This window comes from Firmicutes bacterium HGW-Firmicutes-1 (genome assembly GCA_002841625.1).
In the GTDB taxonomy this organism is placed as follows: Bacteria; Bacillota; Clostridia; order Lachnospirales; family Vallitaleaceae; genus HGW-1.
The window spans coordinates 289242-310842 of the sequence record PHAG01000001.1 but is presented as its reverse complement, the minus strand read 5'-3'; the positions used below and the strand labels follow the sequence as shown (position 1 = coordinate 310842).

At 33.8% G+C, this 21601-nt stretch carries 18 protein-coding genes; 15 read left to right on the top strand and 3 right to left on the bottom strand.

Annotated elements, in window-relative coordinates; translation table 11 throughout:
* The first annotated feature begins 8 nt into the window (after positions 1–8).
* Both CVU84_01395 and CVU84_01390 read left to right on the top strand, forming a co-directional pair.
* A complete protein-coding gene (locus CVU84_01395) occupies positions 9–548 on the top strand; it encodes a hypothetical protein (protein ID PKM96396.1) in 540 nt (179 codons plus the stop codon).
* Positions 549–629: 81 nt separating this feature from the next.
* Positions 630–1523 (top strand): hypothetical protein, encoded by an 894-nt coding sequence (locus tag CVU84_01390; protein PKM96395.1) that lies wholly within the window; start codon positions 630–632, stop codon positions 1521–1523.
* A 95-nt stretch (positions 1524–1618) separates the two neighbouring features.
* On the opposite strand, the gene CVU84_01385 is transcribed toward CVU84_01390, so the two are convergent.
* Positions 1619–2227: a hypothetical protein gene (locus CVU84_01385; GenBank protein ID PKM96394.1), complete on the bottom strand. Its 609-nt coding sequence runs from the start codon at positions 2225–2227 to the stop codon at positions 1619–1621.
* A gap of 218 nt (positions 2228–2445) precedes the next feature.
* Here CVU84_01385 and CVU84_01380 point away from each other — a divergent pair, with 218 nt between their 5' ends.
* From CVU84_01380 to CVU84_01360, 5 genes are all read left to right on the top strand, one after another.
* Positions 2446–4764 (top strand): chaperone ClpB, encoded by a 2319-nt coding sequence (locus CVU84_01380; GenBank protein ID PKM96393.1) that lies wholly within the window; start codon positions 2446–2448, stop codon positions 4762–4764.
* A 232-nt stretch (positions 4765–4996) separates the two neighbouring features.
* The gene (locus CVU84_01375; protein PKM96392.1) at positions 4997–6268 is read left to right on the top strand and encodes an MFS transporter; all 1272 of its coding nucleotides are present in this window, start codon (positions 4997–4999) and stop codon (positions 6266–6268) included.
* A 216-nt stretch (positions 6269–6484) separates the two neighbouring features.
* Positions 6485–7339 (top strand): hypothetical protein, encoded by an 855-nt coding sequence (locus CVU84_01370; protein PKM96391.1) that lies wholly within the window; start codon positions 6485–6487, stop codon positions 7337–7339.
* Between the two features lie 3 nt (positions 7340–7342).
* A complete protein-coding gene (locus CVU84_01365; GenBank protein ID PKM96390.1) occupies positions 7343–8110 on the top strand; it encodes a DUF3307 domain-containing protein in 768 nt (255 codons plus the stop codon).
* Positions 8111–8486: 376 nt separating this feature from the next.
* Positions 8487–9596, top strand: a complete 1110-nt coding sequence (locus CVU84_01360; protein PKM96389.1) for a glucose sorbosone dehydrogenase — start codon at positions 8487–8489, stop codon at positions 9594–9596.
* A 300-nt stretch (positions 9597–9896) separates the two neighbouring features.
* Here the strand turns inward: CVU84_01360 and CVU84_01355 are convergent, their stop codons facing one another.
* Positions 9897–11072, bottom strand: coding sequence for a hypothetical protein (locus CVU84_01355; protein ID PKM96388.1), 1176 nt, complete (start codon positions 11070–11072; stop codon positions 9897–9899).
* A gap of 231 nt (positions 11073–11303) precedes the next feature.
* On the opposite strand from CVU84_01355, the gene CVU84_01350 reads away from it, so the two are divergent.
* The 4 genes from CVU84_01350 to CVU84_01335 are packed head-to-tail and all read left to right on the top strand — an operon-like array spanning position 11304 to position 14537.
* The gene (locus CVU84_01350) at positions 11304–11759 is read left to right on the top strand and encodes an Rrf2 family transcriptional regulator (GenBank protein ID PKM96387.1); all 456 of its coding nucleotides are present in this window, start codon (positions 11304–11306) and stop codon (positions 11757–11759) included.
* A 27-nt stretch (positions 11760–11786) separates the two neighbouring features.
* Positions 11787–12971 carry a cysteine desulfurase NifS gene (gene nifS, locus CVU84_01345; GenBank protein ID PKM96386.1) on the top strand — a complete coding sequence of 395 codons (1185 nt, stop codon included), beginning with the start codon at positions 11787–11789 and terminating at the stop codon, positions 12969–12971.
* 33 nt (positions 12972–13004) lie between these two features.
* Complete coding sequence (gene nifU / locus CVU84_01340) at positions 13005–13439, top strand: Fe-S cluster assembly scaffold protein NifU (GenBank protein ID PKM96385.1); 435 nt, start codon at positions 13005–13007, stop codon at positions 13437–13439.
* 9 nt (positions 13440–13448) lie between these two features.
* A complete protein-coding gene (locus CVU84_01335) occupies positions 13449–14537 on the top strand; it encodes a tRNA 2-thiouridine(34) synthase MnmA (GenBank protein PKM96384.1) in 1089 nt (362 codons plus the stop codon).
* 101 nt (positions 14538–14638) lie between these two features.
* Here CVU84_01335 and CVU84_01330 read toward each other — a convergent pair whose 3' ends face one another.
* A complete protein-coding gene (locus tag CVU84_01330; GenBank protein ID PKM96506.1) occupies positions 14639–15436 on the bottom strand; it encodes a histidinol phosphate phosphatase in 798 nt (265 codons plus the stop codon).
* Positions 15437–15630: 194 nt separating this feature from the next.
* Here CVU84_01330 and CVU84_01325 point away from each other — a divergent pair, with 194 nt between their 5' ends.
* The 4 genes from CVU84_01325 (at position 15631) to CVU84_01310 (ending at position 21381) form a co-directional block, all read left to right on the top strand.
* Positions 15631–17301: a Na/Pi cotransporter gene (locus tag CVU84_01325; GenBank protein ID PKM96383.1), complete on the top strand. Its 1671-nt coding sequence runs from the start codon at positions 15631–15633 to the stop codon at positions 17299–17301.
* A gap of 388 nt (positions 17302–17689) precedes the next feature.
* Complete coding sequence (pgk, locus tag CVU84_01320) at positions 17690–18883, top strand: phosphoglycerate kinase (GenBank protein PKM96382.1); 1194 nt, start codon at positions 17690–17692, stop codon at positions 18881–18883.
* Positions 18884–18907: 24 nt separating this feature from the next.
* Positions 18908–19654 (top strand): triose-phosphate isomerase, encoded by a 747-nt coding sequence (locus CVU84_01315; protein PKM96381.1) that lies wholly within the window; start codon positions 18908–18910, stop codon positions 19652–19654.
* Positions 19655–19839: 185 nt separating this feature from the next.
* Positions 19840–21381 carry a 2,3-bisphosphoglycerate-independent phosphoglycerate mutase gene (locus CVU84_01310; protein ID PKM96380.1) on the top strand — a complete coding sequence of 514 codons (1542 nt, stop codon included), beginning with the start codon at positions 19840–19842 and terminating at the stop codon, positions 21379–21381.
* Positions 21382–21601: the final 220 nt, after the last annotated feature.

The window sequence follows — 21601 nt, the reverse complement described above, 5'->3', positions numbered from 1 at the left end:
CTTTGATTATGAAAAAGAAGTTGAAAATTGAAAAAGGTACTGTTATAGCTGCATTCATTGCAAGTGTATGGGTTTGTGTAACTTTATATTTACTTGGATTGCTTCAATATTCTAGTACATGGCCAGCTTTTATACCTTTTGTACTCTTTACAGTAGGTGGATGGAAAACAAATCAACTGAAGAATATTTTTACTGGAAGTATTTCAGGGATACTTTTAGGAGCTATAGCCCTAAAATCAATTAACTACCTCGTTGGAGGTACAGGGATATACTATATGTACATGGTTCCTGTATTTGTAATCGTTTTTTTGCTTATTTCTTTAGGCGAAGTACTTCCAATGATATTTAATAATTATGCATTTTGTTATTATACGATAGCCTTTGCAAGTCAGAAACAAGAAACATTTGAATGGATGCAAGTGTCGCTGTTAGGTGGTATTTTTTTTACGGGTGGATTAATACTATTCTTCCGAATATTCTTAAATGGTGGTCCAATTGACCAGTCAGTAGAAAAGCCGGTAGAAAAACTAGTAGAAAATCCAGAATGAATACAGGTATATAATGAACAATGGAATTCATTCCTCTTAAATGAGGGAAATGAACGAAATTCTTTTTTTGGAGGTAAAGGGATGAGTGTTTACATAATTGATAAGAATGCAAAAGAGTTTTCGGATGATAAAATAGATATTTTAAATAAAGATCCATCTATAAACGGAAATAAAGCAAATAGTCTAGCGAATGAGTTCAAGCTTTCAGAAGAGGATTTTAATAAATTATTCCTTAAGAAATATGGTATTGCTTATATAGATGAATATTTCAGTTCTAAAGGACTTAATTATCGCATTATCTCGCATCCTTACGAAACAGATACTTGTTTTGAGAAAGCTGACTTATTAGAATCCTGGGATCCCTTAAATGTAATCAAAGCACTATACTTTGAATATTCTGTAGATCATACTCTTTATGCGGTTGTTGTACCTGAAACAGGATGTTTTATTAATACAATTAGGCTTAAAGAAATTTTGAATTTGAAGGGCTCAGGTTTCTTGAAAAAAGCACAAGTTTTACCTGAATATATGAGCTATGGAACCTGCTCACCATTTATAACAGACAATGATATCGGTAAAGCGGAAGGAAAGGTTGAAAAAATTATATTTGATTTAGAAACCTTGAAAATTAAAAAAAAGGAGAAGCTGATAGATGATTTTTCCTTTGGGACAGATCATAGGTTTTCCATGCAAATGAATTATTATCATTGTTATAAAATGTTAAAGATCTTGTATCCTAAAGTAATCGTTAAAAAGAACATACTTAATCTTTCTTTTAAAGAGAAATTTGTTAGAACAAAGGGTAGAATAAAAATAACCTATGACTTCGAATCTATTAACTATAAAACAGCAAAATTTATCAATAGTAATCATGGATATGGAGATGTATCGATTATGAATGACTATGTTGATGAACTAGATATACCAAAAGTTTTGGTTAGGAATGAAACAGCGGTAGCTATGGATTCGAATTGAATGAATCGTCTTAATATTTGAATGGAAAATTGAAATAAGCTTGCAACCAAAAAAGAGAAACATCAAAGTTTCTCTTTTTCCTTTTATGTCGAATGCTATTCAGAGTCCCCTGTATTTGACCAGGCTTCAAATTTTTCTAGCGTCAATTCATACGTCTTTTTGGAAATCTCGGGAAGTTCGCCACCCCATATTTTTTCCGCTTCTTTATAACCTTTTTTAAATGCATCAAGAAGCATATTTGCTTTTGATGGATCATCACCGGATAAAGCTTTGGCAAATTCTAAGAATCTGTCAGAAGTTTTTTCGGGACTCCAATAACCACCGGGAGCAATATCCTCTTTAGCCTTTTGGATTGTCTCATCAGTTATTTCAATGTCTAGTCCTTCAATTTTTTCACCGCTAAGGATTTTCTCTAATACACCACGTAAGCCGCCTAATTGTTTGAGATGACCTTTGGTAATTGATTTTGTTAATAGGTCAACCATTCTTTTATCTGTTTCTTCTTTCATGTTCTTTACTTTTTCCATGTCTACTTTGAAGTTTTTTGGATTTGCGCTTTCATCACTTTTAACATTATAAATAACATCCTCTGTTGAAGTATTCGTGTTTAATTGGACTTCTTCTCTAACCGTTTCAGATGTTTTGACAGATATTGAAGTCGCTATAGTCGATTGTAAATTAGATACTTGATTAATATTAGACATAATTTTTTCCTCCTTGAAAATCATTTTAATCCGTTGTGTGTGGTTATACGATTGTTTATATGTATATCGGCAATATTTGGATAATACATTAATAAATTAAGAAAGATGAACAAACCATTAACATATCATTATAATTTTCTTAGCTTATAGACTTATAAACATAAATGTGATAAATTAGTTAGAACATGACATATAGATTAGTAATTAGGAGTGATAAAATGAAATGTTCAGCATGTAATATCAATACAGCAATGATTTATGTAACAAAAATCGTTGATGGAAAACAAAATAGAATAGGCTTATGCTTACCATGTGCACAAAAGCAAGGAATTGCGCCACTTGAACAAATTATAGAACAAAGTGGAATGACACCTGAAGATTTTAATAATATAAATGAACAAATGAGTACATTATTTGAAGATATAGATATGGAAGAGTTATCAGATGCAATCTATGAAGAAAACAATAGTGAGAATAAGAATCCATTTTCAAGTTTGTTAAGTGGTATGTTTGGGTCCCATTCACCTGCTTCAAATAGTGAGCAAGAAGAGGTTGAAGAGGATGATGACGATTTAAGTACACTAAAATCTAAAACCAAAACAAAAACAAAAACAATCAATAAGAAGAAAAAAAGAAAAAACCTAGATACATATGGTATCAATTTGACGGAAAAAGCAAAAAACAATGCGGTGGATAGAATTATTGGTAGACATAGAGAAATTGACAGAGCAATTCAAATTTTAAACAGAAGATCTAAAAACAACCCTGTTCTTATTGGAGAACCTGGTGTTGGTAAGACTGCAATAGCTGAAGGTCTTGCAGTGCGAATTGTTGAAAAACAAGTTCCAGCAAAGCTATTAAATACAGAAATTTATTTATTGGATTTAGCTGCAATCGTAGCAGGAACACAGTTTAGAGGACAATTTGAAGCTCGTATGAAGGCGATTATTAAAGAAGCAACAGAAGAAGGTAATATCATTCTGGTTATTGATGAAGTTCACAATATTGTTGGGGCTGGTGATGCTGAAGGTGGATCAATGAATGCAGCTAATATATTGAAGCCATCATTAGCTAGAGGTGAAGTTCAGATTATAGGTGCTACAACCCTAGAGGAATATAGAAAGCATATTGAGAAAGATGCAGCATTAGAGCGAAGATTCCAACCGATTATTGTAGACGAACCTTCAATTGAAGATTCTATAGAAATATTAAAGGGTATCAAGGATTACTATGAAGATTATCATAAGGTAACTATATCTGATGAGGTTATTGAGTGCGCAGTGAAAATGTCTGAGAGATTTATTAGTGATAGATTTTTGCCGGATAAAGCGATTGACGTCATTGATGAAGCTGGTTCAAGAGCCAATTTGAAAAACAAAGGGCTAGTTGAGCTAGAAGCATTGAAAGAAGAGCTCAAGGAAGTGGTTTTGGAAAAAGAAGAAGCTGCAGCGAACGATGATTATGAAAAAGCGGCAGATTGTAGAGTAAAGGAACTAAGACTTACAGATAAAATTCTATCTATTGAAAATCAATGCAAAAATGTTGAGATTACAATTGATGATATTGCTTATGTGATAGAAGCTTGGACTAAAATTCCAGTACAAAGTATTTCAGAGGATGAAGCTTATAAGCTTATGCATCTTGAGGACCGACTTCATAAAAGGGTAATTGGTCAAGATGAAGCTGTAATCAGATTGTCTAAAACAATTAGAAGAAATCGTTCTGGATTCAAGAAAAAGAAAAAACCAGCATCCTTTATATTTGTTGGACCTACAGGTGTTGGAAAAACAGAGCTTACCAAAGCACTCGCAGCAGAAATTTTCAATAGTGAGGAAGCAATCATTAGATTTGATATGTCAGAGTTTATGGAAAAGCATACAGTTTCTAAGCTTATTGGAGCTCCGCCTGGGTATATTGGGTATGAACAAGCAGGTCAATTAACAGAAAAGGTGAGAAGAAAACCTTACTCAGTTATTTTGCTAGATGAGATTGAAAAGGCGCATCCAGATATTTTTAATTTGCTTCTTCAAATTCTTGAAGACGGTAGATTGACTGATAGTCAAGGAAGAACTGTTAATTTTGAAAATACAGTTATTATTATGACGTCAAATGCAGGAACCAATACCAAAGGAAATGGGATTGGTTTTGGAAAGACAGGATATGATTCTATGGCTGAAAAAACAAAAGAAGCATTAAAACAAGTATTTAGGCCAGAATTTCTCAATAGAGTTGATGAGACAATTGTATTTACAGAATTAGATAAGATTGAATTAAGACAAATTGTTGAGCTAATGATTAAGGAGCTTTCCATAGATGCAAAGGAAAAAGCAATCACTTTAATCGTTTCTGAAAAAGCCAAGGATTATATTCTAGAAATGGGCTATGATATTAAGTTTGGTGCAAGACCACTTCGTCGAACGATTCAAAGATACATTGAAGATGAAATTGCTGAAAAGTTCATTAAAGGTGAAGTGAAAGCTGGAAATGAAATAAAGGTAGATTTAGAAGATGGTAAAATGATTTTTCAAGTGAGTTAAAACTAATATATAGACAGAAAAAAGGAGAAACATGATGTTTCTCCTTTTTTGGCTATAATGAGAGGGGATTAAATTGTATTTTCTATTAACTTGTTAATATAATTATATTATCGTAATGTGTTATGCATATGTTTTAGTTGTGTTCTTAATGTGTCTTAGTCTAAAATAAACACACTATCTTTTTGAAAGTTTTTTATGTACAATTGAAATATGACGATTAGGAGGAGGCTATATGTTAAAACACTTTACAAAAGAGGAACGCAGTTGGATACTTTATGATGTTGCCAATTCTGCATACACCCTAACGGTATTAACCGTTTTGTTTCCAATACTATTTATGAATTTAGCTATTGAGGATGGATTATCAAATTCTGTAGCAACAGCATATACTCAATATGCAAAATCCATTTACTCAATTATAGTAGCATTATTGGCACCCATACTTGGAACTTATGGAGATTATAAAGGAAAGAAGAAGAAAATGTTTATATTCTTTCTAACAATAGGTATTGTAGGAGGTTTCTTGCTGTGTATTCCTAATCTAAGCTGGAAAGTTGTTTTTGTAACTTATATTTTTGCAACAGTTGGTTATGCAGGCGCCAATGTATTTTATGATGCCTTTTTGATAGACGTAACTACCGAGGAAAAAATGGATCAAGTATCATCCTGGGGATATGCGTTGGGGTACATTGGGAGTACAGTACCTTTCATTGCAGGATTTGCGTTTTATGTTTTAGCACATTTTAATATCATAGAATTAAAAGAAAACATTGCAATTTCTATAGCATTTTTCATTACCATAATATGGTGGTCCTTGTTTTCCATACCATTGATTAAGAACGTGAAACAAAACTACTATATTGAAAACGTTGAAAAACCGATTGCGCATACTTTTTCACGCTTACATAAAACCTTTAAGAATATAAAAAGCTATAAAAAGGTATTTGTGTTCTTAATAGCTTATTTTTTCTATATTGATGCAGTTGATACAATTATTACAGCGTCTATTCCGATTGGTATGGCACTTAATATTGTTGACGAAGTCTTATTAATCGAAATAGTGCTCCTCATACAATTTTTAGCTTTTCCATTTGCAATTTTGTATGGATGGCTAACGAAAAAACTTGGAACGACTATCATGATATCCGTAGGTATTGTGGTTTATATCATTGTTTGCTTTATCGGTGCTACAATTCAAACTGCTGTTGACATGTGGATCTTGGCTATTCTTGTAGGTATGACACTTGGTGGTATACAGTCCATTAGTAGATCTTATTTTGGCAAGATCATTCCTAAAAACAGTTCAAATGAATTTTTTGGATTTTATAATATATTTGGTAAGTTTGCAGCAATTCTTGGCCCTATCTTAGTAGGGGTTGCTACTCAAACTACGGGTAATCCCAGATTTGGCATGGTTGCAATCATTCCACTATTGGTGATTGGCTTGATTTTATTCCTGATTTCAACTAGGATGACAGATTCAGTTGAAACTATGGGAATATAAATAGAGGACTAATTTATATATATGGTTAATTTCAATTTAAAGCAACAGGAGAATAGGGGTATTTGGCTTCTTCTACCATTTGGATTGTAAAGCTTGCAGAATCTATATATGATCATATTAGTAACGCAATCTGTTTTTATTGCATTTTTAAAAAGCAATCAAAATAGGTTGCGTTTTTATTTTTGGGTGCTATAATATAGTTTGGAGGTGATTTTAATGAGATACACCGCTTTTATGGTAGATATAGTAAATTCGAAAAAACTTTCTAAAGAAAATAGAGAAGAAGTACAATTTTTCATAAAGCAGAGCCTAGATGTTTTGAACAAAATTTTTAGACCATCTCTGACTTTTGACATTATTTTCAGCGCTGGTGACGAAGTTCAGGGTCTATTCAAAAATCCTAGTTCTGCTGTTATGTATTATCGTTTGCTTAAAATGATTCTAGCTCCACTTCAAATACGTTGCGGTATAGGAGTTGGGGAATGGGATGTAAAAATCATTAATGGAACATCTTCGGAACAGGATGGATCGGCATATCATAATGCAAGAGAAGCAATTTCGCAAGCACATAACACAGTTGGATGGAATGTTTTATTGAACTCAAATAGTGATAATGACTTTTATATTAATACATTATTGAATTCCTCTTTTTTGTTATCTCGAAAGCAAAGTGTATATCAAAATGAGGTCTCCCTATTGGTAGAATTAACTAATCCGTTTTTTGATGCAAACGTAATGGAATTGGATGGATTGCAAGAGATTTTAAATTTACTTCAAGATAAGGGGCATATAAATTATTATTTGTCTACTAAGGGTAAAAATGATGTATTTAAGAATGTTTACAATGCTTCAATTGGAAATGACCCTATTCAAATATTTTCAGAAAACATTTATGAGGAGAAAATGTTTCTTGAATCAACTATTAAGAAGGGGATATCGACAAAAATCTCAAATATTACTAATACAACTAGGCAGAACATTGATAACATAATAAAGAGTGCAAATATTTTGTCAATTAGGAATATTGATTTAACAACAATTATTTTCATTTATAGAAATTATCAGAGGTGATTTATGGAGATTTTATTATTATTAATAGCTCATTTGCTTGGAGATTTTGTGTTTCAAAGTTCTAGAATTGCTCATAAAAAGATGAATGATATTAAGTATTTCTTTTTACATTGCGCTATTTATTCAGGAGTAATTTTATTACCTTTATTATGCTTTGGTCCCACTGGAAGTATTGCCTTGATTTTTAGTGCTATTGTAGTGATTCATGCAGTTATAGACTATGGTCGGATCAAAATTCTAAAAAAAATGAGAAAAAAGAAAGCAGATCATAAATCGAAAGATTTTGTAATTTTTATCACTGATCAAATATTGCATATCTTGGTAATTATGGTGTGTAGTCACTTTATTAATGACCTTAGTATCATTGGAGATGCAATTAAGAATATTTTGAGTAAGCACCTCGAATGGAAGCAGGTTTATAATATTCTTATTTACATACTCTTATACATAATTTGCTTGTCGCCAACAGCTGTTTTTATCAAGAAGGTTTTTGTGTTTTTCTCAATTCAGAATGATACAGATACCGATAAGAAAGAAGAATTAATTAGCAGTGGATATCTCATAGGAATTCTTGAAAGAATAATAATTCTAACGCTTGGATTAAATGCACAATTGGGAGCAATTGGATTTGTTTTAGCTGCGAAAAGTTTGGCAAGGTTTAAACAATTAGAAGATAAAAATTTTGCAGAGAAATACCTATTAGGAACACTTATGAGCGTTGCTATTTCATTATTCTGCATCACAATAGGTAATTTTTTATTAATCAAATAAGCAATTAGTTTTGATTGCGTTATTGAAATGCAATTCGTCTAAGTTGTATAACGGTGCCGATGAATCTGTTCAAAATACTACACCACCTACGTGGAGACTTGGTAACTGTTGAAACGATTGTAAACACTAGGATTTACTAGGTACGCAGTACTTTATTAAAGAATGTGGAAATATAAATGGAAAATGCATCCTTGGACAAATAGAGATGCATTCTATTATTAAGTATTCATTGAGCTTGTATTCCCTCTTCAGAACTGTATCAGTAATGATATTTGATTGTGATTAAACTTATTTCATATCATTAAAATAGATATCTCATAATATGATTAAAGTGTGTATTCAATGATGTATTTATTTGAGTTTGGGGGACAATGGTATGAACATAATCATTTACACTGTATTGTCTAATCTGATATTGCGTGGGCGTAATGCAGTGAATGTCAAAGTCAATATAGTCACATCAAGTGAATTTCCTTATGAAATTAAAGTTATGGTAGAAAATCTAAATATACCGTGGGCGATAGCAATAAGCGATGAAGGTAAAGTGTATTTTACTGAGCGGTCTGGGGCAATTAGATTGATTGAGGAGGGTAAACTAAATCCACAACCACTTATCACATTTGTCACACCTTTTGTGAGTCAAGGCGAAGGTGGTTTGATGGGTATTGCGCTTGACCCGAACTATTCGCAAAATCATTATATGTATGTTATGCATTCATATAGAGAAGGGTTTCAAATCTATAACCGTATAGTCCGATTGGTTGAACAAAATAATAAAGCTTACATTGACCGAGTACTTCTGGATAAAATACCTGGTGGACGAATTCACAATGGAGGAAGGCTAAAGATAGGACCAGACCAGAGATTGTACATAACAACTGGCGATGCAGGAAATTCTGCATTGGCACAAGATCCAACAAGTACAGCTGGAAAAATACTGCGAATTGAATTAGACGGAGGAATCCCTGAAGATAATCCATTCCCTAATTCACCGGTTTATAGCTTAGGTCATCGAAACCCCCAAGGATTAACGTGGAATCAAGAAAATATCTTATACGCATCAGAGCATGGACAGACAGCACATGATGAGATCAACATTATACAACCAGGAGCCAATTATGGTTGGCCTCTCGTTCAAGGGGATGAAGACTCTAGTCAAATTGAGATACAAAAGCCTTTGATCCATAGCGGAGAAGATACCTGGGCACCGTCTGGTATTACCTTCTCAAATCAAGGACCATGGAAAGAAAAATTACTTGTTGCTGCTTTGCGTGGTGAACAACTACTTACTATCTCATTGAATGAAAAAGGAACAGAAGTACAAAATGTAGAGTCATGGTTGAGGAATGAATATGGACGTTTGCGTGAGGTTATTCAAGCAAAAGATGGATCAATTTATATAACAACAAGTAATATGGATGGCAGAGGAGTTCCAGATAGATCAGATGATAAAATTATCAAGCTCATTCCAAAAGTCGACAGCTAAAACAAGTTTCTAAATAAAACCGTGGAATAAAAACGAAAATCAAAGCACCTAGTACCATTCTCAGCTTGCATTCGGTTACGAAACCGTAGCGAAAGCGGAGGTTTTGTAACATTGACTTAATTATCAATTAACGAAACAGAGATAAAAGCATTTTTTCTTCAAGATTAATATAAAGGCAGTAAGTGTTCATTTTTCGCCTGACCGGCCGAAGGGTAAGGCCAGAAAAATGAACACTTACTGCCAATAATGAATACACCTATCAGAAAAAATGCTTTTGTCGACAGCCTTATCATCAACAAATTAAATTAATTTAAGAAAATCTTCTTTAGACATTTTACTTGCAATAGCTTTTTTTAACTTAGTCGACTTGGAGATATTTCCGAATAGTATTCCTCCTGTGATGACATTGTCCACAAAAAAATACTTTTCGAAATCTTCGTCAATTTTGACACGATGCATATCATAATGAAGCGTAGGGTTGCCACCAACGTCTCCAAGAGAGAATAATTTTATATTCATACCGTGATAAACATTGAAAGGAACAACAGGTTCGTAAACTGATTGAATATCAGAGGCATTTAGCCCAGCTATTTTCCCCTGAGCAACAGCCTCTGGCCAAATGGAGTAATTTACTTTGTTATGCTGTGCACAGTCTCCGGCTGCATAAATGTTATCAAAATTAGTTCTCATAAAATCATCTACGATAATTCCGCGATCTATGTTGATACCGGCTTCTTGTGCCAATGAAACATCTGCGCGAACCCCTATAGAAAATAGAACCAAATCTGCATCCAAGACTTCACCGCTAACGAGTTCGATGCCACTGACGTATGTATCGCCCAAAATGCCTTTTGTCTCTACATTCTTCAAGACTTTTATCCCGGTCTTAGCAACTTTTTCTTCAAATAACTCAGAAGCTTCCGTATCCAATTGTCTAGGAAGTAATCGATCCATCATTTCCAAAACAGTTACTTCAATATCTAACTTTCTAAGTTGCCAACCCAATTCTAGTCCAAGTAGTCCGCCGCCGAATATAACGGCTTTTTTTGCTTTTTGAGCCATTTCTTTGATTTGGTTTGCATCATCTAGAGTTTTCAAGCTTACAACATTTTTTTTATCTGCCCCAGGCATTGGAGGTATAAAGTTAAAGCTACCGGTGCAAATAATCAAAGCATCATAATGTAGTAGCTCACCATTTGACAGAGTGACTATTTGCTGGTCAGGAGTAATACTATTTACCTTTGTATCTATCATTAAATTGATATTATTGTCTTTATACCAATCAAAAGTGTGCATATAAAAACGCTTTGGTATATCTTCTTCACTAATATATTCAGAGAGCATAGGACGATAATAGAGGGGCGTTGCTTCATTTGTAATCATGGTGATATTATGTTTATCGTTTTGTGCTAGAATTTCCTCGGCAGCTGCATTTCCTGAGGCGCCGTTTCCTATAATTATAATTTTTTTTGTCATATATTTTCCTGCCTTTCATTTGCATTACTATGCTACTTCATGTTTTGTTTATTTTACCATTATGGTAACCATGTTACCAGTTATTTATCATCTGTCCAAAATAATTGACTTGAATAGGAATATAATAGGGAATAAAATTATTTATTAATGTATTGACAATTTTTTAAAAAAATGATAATCTAAAATAAATCCTACTCTTTTAGTAGGAATTGAAGAGGTGAGAATTGGTATATGAAACTTTCAACAAAAGGTAGATATGGACTAAGAGCAATGATAGATTTAGCAATAAATTCTAAAGAAAACCAGCTATCGATTAAGATTATTTCAGAAAGACAGAACATTTCTGAGAATTATTTAGAACAGATTATAGCAATTCTTAAGAAAAATGGTTTTGTAAAGAGCTGTAGAGGTGCACAGGGTGGGTATTCCCTAACCAAAGAGCCAGCAGATATTTCAGTAGGAGATATTCTAAGGGCATTAGAAGGAGATTTAAACCCCGTTGATTGTATTACGGTTAACGAAGATGTGCAATGTAGCGAAGCAGAACTTTGCGTTACAAAGTATGTATGGAAAAGAATTAGCGATAGTATTAATGAGGTAGTAGATAACATCTCTTTAGAGGATTTGGTACATGAACAGGAACGTATTGATGCTTGTAATCCCTCTAAACAAATAATTAAATCTTAACGAATCATCAAGGAGGTTGACGTTCCAATGGATAAAAAAACGATATATTTTGATCATGCAGCAACAACATCAACAAAAAAAGAAGTACTTGATACCATGCTGCCATATTTTACGGAAAGCTTCGGAAACCCTTCTAGCATTTATAATTTTGCTGTTGGAAATAAGAATGCTATAGATGTTGCAAGAGACCAGGTTGCAATTGCCATTGGGGCAGATGAAAAAGAAATATTTTTTACAAGTGGCGGAACAGAAGCTGATAATTGGGCTATTAAGGGTATTGCAGAAAGTTATAAAGCAAAAGGCAATCACATTATAACAACGACTATAGAACATCATGCAGTACTTCATACATGTGAATATTTAGCGAAGTATGGCTATGAGATCACTTATTTACCAGTTGATCAGTATGGCCAAATTAACTTAGAAGATCTTAGAAATGCAATTAAGGATAATACGATTCTAATCACGATTATGTTTGCAAATAATGAAATCGGTACAGTACAACCAATTGAAGAGATTGGAAAGATTGCAAAAGAAAAAGGTGTTATTTTTCATACAGATGCAGTACAAGCAGTAGGACATCTTCCAATTGATGTTCATGCAATGAATATTGATCTTCTATCTATGAGTGGACATAAATTATACGGTCCAAAAGGGACTGGTGCACTATATGTTAAAAAAGGCATTAAGTTAAAAGCTTTCATTCATGGTGGAGCACAGGAAAAAGGACGAAGAGCAGGTACAGAAAACGTTCCTGGCATAGTGGGACTTGGTAAAGCTATTGAGTTGGCAACAGCTCATATGGAAGAAGAAAGTATAAGGCAAGCAAAACTCAGGGATTATTTGATCAAGGAGGTATTGGAAAAAGTACCTTATACGAGATTAAATGGTCATAAAGTAAATAGATTACCTAATAATGTTAATTTCAGCTTTCAATTTATTGAGGGCGAAGCGTTATTGATTATGTTAGATATGAAAGGAATTAGTGCCTCAAGTGGTTCAGCTTGTACTTCGGGAGCATTAGATCCATCTCACGTGTTACTAGGTATTGGATTACCTCATGAGATTGCGCATGGTTCTCTAAGAATAACTTTTGGTGAAAAAAGCACGCTTGAAGAAGTTGATTACTTGATTGAAGTTTTACAAGGAATTGTTACTAGACTCAGAGAAATGTCTCCTTTATACGATGATTTTATGATGAGTAACCAATAAATACTACTACAAAAGAAAATAAGAGGTGTTATTATGTATACTGAAAAGGTAATGGATCACTTTTCAAATCCAAGAAATATGGGCGAAATAGAAAATGCAGATGGTGTAGGTACTGTTGGAAATGCAAAATGTGGTGATATTATGCGCATTTATTTGAAAATTGAAAACGGTATTGTTGAAGATGTAAAATTTAAAACTTTTGGCTGTGGAGCAGCAATCGCAACAAGCAGTATGGCTACAGAGTTGGTTAAAGGCAAGACTGTTCAAGAAGCTTTACATGTAACGAATAAAGCTGTTATGGAAGCATTAGATGGATTGCCAAAGGTTAAGGTTCATTGTTCTTTGTTAGCGGAAGAAGCGTTACAAGCAGCATTATGGGATTATGCAAAGAAGAACGATATTGTAATTGAAGGACTTAAAGAACCTAAAGAAGAAGATCATGACCATGAGCTTGAAGAAGAAGAATAAGGTGATGAAATGAACAAAAATAAGGTTGTAGTCGGTATGTCAGGTGGGGTAGACTCATCTGTTGCAGCTTATTTACTGAAAGAACAAGGTTATGATGTTGTTGGAGTCACAATGCAAATATGGCAAGATGAGGATCAAGAAGCAGTAGAAGAAAATGGTGGTTGTTGTGGACTCTCTGCTGTTGATGATGCTAGACGTGTTGCAAATGCCCTTAGTATCCCATATTATGTTATGAACTTTAAAAAAGAATTTTCAGAGCACGTAATAGAATATTTTGTAAATGAATACATCGAAGGTAGAACTCCAAATCCATGTATAGCATGTAATCGTTATGTGAAGTGGGAGTCGCTCCTTCAAAGAAGCCTAAGCATTGGTGCGGATTATATTGCTACTGGACATTATGCTCAAATTGTTAAGCTTGAGAATGGCAGATATGCCTTGAAGAAATCAGCAACGCTTGCGAAGGATCAGACCTATGCTTTGTATAATTTAACACAAGAACAACTAAAAAGAACGTTAATGCCTGTTGGTGCTTATACGAAAGAAGAAGTAAGGATCCTTGCAGAAAAAATAAACTTACGTATTGCGAATAAGCCTGATAGTCAAGAAATCTGTTTTATTCCAGATAATAATTATGGAAGATTTCTAGAAGAGTATACTGGAAAAAAATTTGAACCAGGTAATTTTATAACAACTGATGGAAAAGTAATTGGTCAGCACAATGGAATCATCCATTACACTGTAGGTCAAAGGAAGGGTTTAGGCTTAAACTTGGGTAAACCAGGATTTGTAGTAGAAATTAGACCCGAAACAAATGAAGTTGTTATTGGAGAAAATGAGGATGTCTTTTCAAAGAGGCTTCTAGCGAATAACTTGAACTTTATGTCAATTGAAAGTATTGAAGGTGAAGTAGAGTTAGAAGCGAAAATAAGATATAGTCATCAACCAGCCAAATGTTTAATCAAAATGGTAGCAGAAGATAAAATAGAATGTATCTTTGAACAGCCACAAAGAGCTGTAACGCCAGGACAAGCGATCGTATTTTACGATGGAGACTTGGTTGTTGGCGGAGGTACGATCATTAGAGATTGTACTTAAGTAGAATGTAAATAAACAAAATCATACAATGATGAAATTTCTTAGATGCACTCCTAATAATGGTATTTACTAGGAGTGCATCCTTTTATGACATCGTTATCTTATAATTTAATGAATTCTGGTTTCCTTCCTTCAAAAATCGTATAATATTTAAAGCCTGCATCTAATAATATATTATGAGCAAGATCAAAATAATTACATAGTTGGTTGGGGTGGTGTGCATCTGAGCCGACGGTAATAATTTCTCCGCCAAGTTCCCTGTAGCGTTTAATCACCTCGGAGGATGGATGTGAATCACCTAAGTTATATTTAAAACCAGCAGTATTTATTTCAATGCCCTTATTCTTGTGAATGATTGTTTTGAGTATTTCATCTATGAGGTCTTGGTAATCTTTGATTTTATAATGTTTGTCTTCGTAAGGGCCATATCGAATTACATAATCCAAATGTGCATAAACATCATAATCAGAAAAATTTTTGACGCAGGTTAGTATCGTTTCGAAGTATTCTGAATATGCTACTTCCTTAGTCTTACCAACAAAATATTCCGGGAAATATGGATCAATACCTTTAGCAACATGACTAGAACAGAGTATAAAGTCGTAAGGGTGATTTTTTGCTATTTTAGATAATTCGGAATATAAATGTGGTTGAATTCCAAGTTCAATTCCAAGTAACAAACCAATCGCATTTGAGTATTGATCTTTTAATTTTAAAAAAGTATCATAGTAAGTTTGGAAATCTAGTTGAAATGAAGTGTCATTATTTTGTAAATCTAAGTCATGGTGTTCAGTAAAGCACAGATTTTGGATTTTTTTATCTATAGCATGCTTTATGATCACTTCCATCTCAGTTTTGCTATCGCCAGAAAAAGAACTATGTACATGAAAATCGCTTATTATCATAGTGGATACCTCTATTTTAATTGATGTTAAAGCCATTTTATCATATTTCAAGTCGGAGTAAAACAAAAAAATCTATAATCAAACAATTTGTGCTTGGACAAAATATGATTTTATGTTAATATAGGATTGGTGTTTACATAGCTTAACATTGATTTGACATTGATTTGACATTTTAGGAGGATTACAATATGGAAGGTTACTCGACACTCGATTTAATCTTTGTTGGGTTCATGTTTATTGGTGGTTTTGGAATGTTCATATATGGTATGAATATTATGGCAGAAGGCCTGCAAAAAGCAGCTGGCAATAAAATGAAAAATCTATTAGGCGTACTTACAAATAACAGAGTATTAGGTGTTTTGGTTGGTACTGGAGTTACAGCGATTATACAAAGTAGTTCGGCCTGTACAGTTATGGTTGTAGGTTTTGTTAATGCTGGATTGTTGAACTTATCTCAAGCAGTTGGCGTAATTATGGGAGCTAACATTGGGACAACAGTAACGTCCTGGATTGTTTCAAGTTCAGATTGGTTTGCAGTGTTTAAACCAGCGCAAGTTGCCCCACTGGCGATTGGTGTTGGTTCAATGATTCTTTTTCTTGCAAAAAGCAAAAGTAAGAAACAAGTTGCAGAAATCATTGTTGGATTTGGATTGTTATTTATAGGACTTGAGATGATGAGTGACTCTATTGCTCCATTTAGAGAGTTAAAAGCCTTTCAAGATGCTTTTAGAATATTGGGTAAGAATCCATTATTTGGAGTATTAGCTGGTGCAGCTGTAACAGCAATTATTCAAAGTAGTTCAGCTTCGGTTGGTATTTTACAAATGATTGCAATACAAAGACTTGTGCCTTGGAATGCTGCGGTATATATTATTTTAGGCCAAAATATCGGTACATGTGTAACTGCAATATTATCTAGTATTGGAGCAAATAAAAACGCAAAAAGAGCAGCGGTTATTCATTTACTCTTTAATGTAATCGGTACAGTCGTATTTGCAGTGATATGTATTATCTTTTTCAAATTTATTAATGTAGAGATTGGAAAACGATTAATAACTGCAACCCAAATTAGTATATTTCATTCTATATTTAATATTTCAAATACAGTTCTACTTTTTGGATTTGCAGATAGATTGGTTACATTATCTGGTAAGATTGTAAAGGGTGTGGATGTTTTTGAAGAAGGTGAAGATGCGATTGCATTACGTCATTTAGATGAACGTATTTTAGAAACACCAAGCTTTGCAGTGGAAAATGCAATTAAAGAAGTAGTGCATATGGGTGAATTGGCAATTGTAAATACGAAGCTTGCCATGGAGTCCTTATTAGAAAAAGACGAAGAAAAATTTGAGAGAGTGCTAAAAATAGAAAAAGATATAAATAAATTAGACAAGTTGATAACAGATTACTTGGTGAAAATAAGCAATGTATCTCTTAATGAACACCAACATTTGGTCATTACGAATCTATTTTATACAGTAAATGACATCGAGAGAATAGGGGATCATGCGGAGAATATTGGCGAGTTAGCAAAATATTACTTGGTCAACAATTTAACAATGTCGGAGTCTGCAGAGCTAGAAATTAAAGAAATTTACCAAAGAACGCTTGAGACAGTTGAGTTAGCAATTGAAGCTAGAAAATCTGATAATGCGGATTTAGTCAAAAAAGTTGAGCAGAATGAAGAGTTAGTGGATACGTTAGAAGAAGAATTAAGAGAAAAGCATATACGAAGACTTGCTGGTAATTTATGCGATTCGACAACAGGTGTTGTATTCTTGGATACAATTAGTAACCTTGAAAGAATATCTGACCATGCTCTGAATATAGCTTATTATGTAAAAGATGAAGCTCTATAAAAATTTGTTTGAAACCATAGCGAATGCGGAGGTTTTATAACAGGAACTAAATAAAAGTCCTCTAAATTATTAGGGGGCTTTTTAAGTTACTAGGGAAAGTTCTGCATAAACAATTGGAAAAGCGGCATATAGGTAACGAGAGTTTTAACTCGGCGTATAAATAACAATGTTATTTAACGCTGCGAAGCCGATTTTATTGGTTGGTAATTACAAAATGATAGACCATCAATTTCAAAAAAAGGCTTGAACTTTTAGAAATAATTGGTATAATCAGTGATGAAGGTAATTTCTAAAATATGATTTTAATCATGTTCAATAAGAGGTTTGGTCTTGTAAGGATTAAGCTTTTTATCATAATAAAGTCAAGTAAAAGAAGGGAGCTATAAATATGTTAAATAAAAAATCAGTAGAAGATCTAAAGGTAGCAGGAAAAAGAGTATTGGTTAGATGTGATTTTAATGTGCCACTTATCGATGGTGCTATTACAGATGTTAACAGATTAACAGCGGCTTTACCAACAATCAACAAGTTGATTTCAGAAGGCGCAAAAGTTATTTTATGTTCACACCTTGGAAAACCAAAAGGTGAACCAAAACCTGCTCTTTCTTTAGCACCGGTTGCTAAAAAATTAACAGAGTTATTGAAAAAAGAGGTTGTTTTTGCACCTGACGATAATGTTGTTGGAGATCATGCAAAAAAAGCTGTTGCAGAAATGAAGGATGGCGATGTTGTATTATTAGAAAATACTCGTTATCGTGTTGAAGAAACTAAGAATGGTGAAGCATTTAGTCAAGAATTGGCTAGCCTTTGTGATGTTTTCGTAAATGATGCATTTGGAACAGCTCATCGTGCACATTGTTCTAACGTTGGTGTAACCAAATATGTTGAAGAAAGTGCTGTTGGATATTTAATGCAAAAAGAAATTGACTTCCTAGGAAATGCAGTAAATAAACCAGTTAGACCTTTTGTAGCTATTCTTGGTGGAGCTAAAGTATCTGATAAAATCAATGTAATTAACAACCTCTTAGATAAGGTTGATACATTAATCATTGGTGGCGGAATGGCTTACACTTTCTTAAAAGCGCAAGGGTATGAAATTGGTAAATCTTTACTTGAAGAAGATAAATTAGACTATGCGTTAGAAATGGTTGAAAAAGCAAAAGAAAAAGGCGTTAATTTCTTATTGCCAGTAGATCACATAGTTGCTCAAGAATTCAAAAATGATACACCATTCAAAGAAGTTGCTGTTGATGGTATGGAAGCAGATTGGTCAGGCTTTGACATTGGAGAAAAAACTAGAGTCATTTATGCTGATGCAATCAAAGATGCAAAAACTGTTGTGTGGAACGGACCTATGGGCGTATTTGAGTTTCCAAACTTTGCGAATGGTACAATTGCAGTTGCGAAAGCTTTAGCTGAAGCAGATGCAACAACGATCATTGGTGGTGGAGATTCAGCTGCAGCAGTTAACCAACTAGGCTTTGGTGATAAAATGACTCATATTTCAACTGGTGGAGGCGCTTCACTTGAATTTTTAGAAGGTAAAGAACTACCAGGTGTAGTAGCTGCTAACGATAAATAATAGGAATAATTGGAGGATACAAAGATGCGTAAAATGGTAATTGCAGGTAATTGGAAGATGAATAAAACGACGAAGGAAGCAATTGAATTAATCAATACTTTAAAACCTTTGGTCAAAAATGATGATGCAGAAGTGGTTTTTTGTGTACCAGCTATTTCTTTAATTCCAGCTCTTGAGGCTGCAAAAGGAAGTAATATTAAAATTGGCGCTCAAAACATGCATTTTGAAGAAAAGGGAGCATATACTGGTGAAATTGCAGCTAATATGCTTACCGAAATCGGAATAGAATATGTAGTAATTGGTCACTCAGAAAGAAGAGAATACTTTGCTGAAACGAACGAAACAGCGAACAAAAAAGTACTGAAAGCTTTAGAGCATAACTTAGTACCAATTCTTTGCTGTGGTGAAACATTAGAGCAAAGAGATCAAGGAATTACAATTGATCTTGTAAGACTTCAAATCAAAATTGGTATGAAAGATGTAACAACTGAAGATGCGAAGAAGGTTGTTATTGCTTACGAACCAATCTGGGCTATTGGAACAGGTAGAACTGCGACTTCTGAGCAAGCTGAAGAAGTATGTGCAGCAATTAGAACAGTTGTTGAAGAGTTATATGGGAAAGAAGTTGCTGAGGCTGTAAGAGTTCAATATGGCGGTAGCGTTGGTCCTAAAAATGCAGCAGAGCTTTTTGCAATGCCAAACATCGATGGTGGACTTGTTGGTGGAGCTAGCATAACAGAGGATTTTGGAAAAGTAGTTTGCTTTAAATAATTTGCGTAAATAGTATTCGTAGTTAATCGAAAGAAGAGCATTGTTTACTAATTATAGAATTGAAATTACAGGCGTACCAATCGGTACGCCTGTAATTAAGTATTGCAGGACAAAAAACATAATGTAATCATAAAAACTTTATGATATAATGACATTTATTGAGGTATAGAAAGGAGTTATTTTAAATGAATAAAAAACCAACAGTTTTGATGATATTAGATGGATTTGGTTTAAATGAAAAAAGTGAAGGAAATGCGATTGCGCATGCTAAAAAACCAAACATAGATGATCTCATGGCGAATCATCCTTTTGTTCAAGGCCATGCAAGTGGACTAGATGTGGGCTTACCACATGGACAAATGGGTAACTCAGAAGTAGGCCATTTAAATATTGGAGCAGGTAGAGTTGTTTACCAAGAGCTCACTAGAGTAACAAAAGAAATTGATGATGGAACTTTTTTTGACAATGAAGGTTTTTTGAAAGCTATTAAAGCTTGCAAAGAAAACAACAGTGCATTACATTTGTTTGGATTATTATCCGATGGTGGTGTACATAGCCATAATACGCATCTATATGCACTTCTTAAATTAGCAAAAAAATATGAGGTAGAAGATGTATTTGTACATTGCTTTTTAGATGGACGTGATACAGCTCCAACATCAGGAAAGCAATTTGTAGAAGAATTGGAAGAAAAAATTAGAGAAATTGGCGTAGGTAAAATTGCTACAGTTATGGGACGTTACTATGCGATGGATAGAGATAATCGTTGGGATCGTGTGAAGTTAGCTTATGATGCTATGGTGCTAGGACAAGGTAATCAAGCAATTAGTGCTATTGCAGCTGTTCAACAATCATATGATACTGATTCAAATGATGAATTTGTTCTTCCTACGGTTGTATTAACTGAGGGAAAAATTACTGCAACGATTACTTCAGGCGATTCAGTCATTTTCTATAATTTTAGACCAGACAGAGCAAGAGAATTGACAAGAGTATTTTGTGATGAGGAATTTAAGGGGTTTGAAAGAGAAAAAGGATATATGCCTTTAAGTTTTGTATGTTTCACAGAATACGATATGACAATTTCAAATACAATTATAGCATTTACAAAAGACGCACTATCAAATACATTAGGCGAATATTTGGGTTCAAAAGGAATTAAACAGCTCCGATTAGCAGAAACGGAAAAGTATGCGCATGTTACTTTCTTCTTCAATGGTGGTGTAGAAGTTCCAAATGAGGGTGAAACAAGAATTTTGGTTTCTTCTCCAAAAGTTGCTACTTATGATTTGCAGCCAGAAATGAGTGCATTTAAAGTAAGAGATGAATTGGTTCAAGCTATTGAATCAAAGTCTTATGATTTAATTATAGTGAATTTTGCTAATCCAGATATGGTTGGTCATACAGGAATAGAAAAAGCCGCTGTCGAAGCTATAGAAGTTGTAGATGAATGCGTTGGTGATGCGATGAAGGCATTGCTGGATGTGGATGGACAAATGTTCTTGTGCGCAGATCATGGAAATGCGGAGCAACTAATTGATTATGAAACACGTGATCCATTTACAGCTCATACGATAAATCCAGTTCCATTTATTTTATTCAATCATAAGAAAGGTGTTACGTTAAGAGAAGGTGGAAAGCTTGCGGATATTGCACCTACACTTTTAGATATGATGGGAATTGAGAAACCAGAAGAAATGACAGGAAAGTCGTTGCTTCAAAAATAAAAAATGAATAGTAGGGTAGTTTACCTTGGGGGGCTGTTTCTGAGCGGATATTATATTCGAGTGGGGACAGCTCTTTTTTTTTTGATTGAAAATTTTTGAGGAAGAATGGTAAAAAGGACCTTGCAATTTTCTTAAGTAAGGGATAAGATGAAAATATGTCAATTGGAATATGAATATAGGTTGACAGACATACTATACAAGATATATGTTGAAAGGAGAA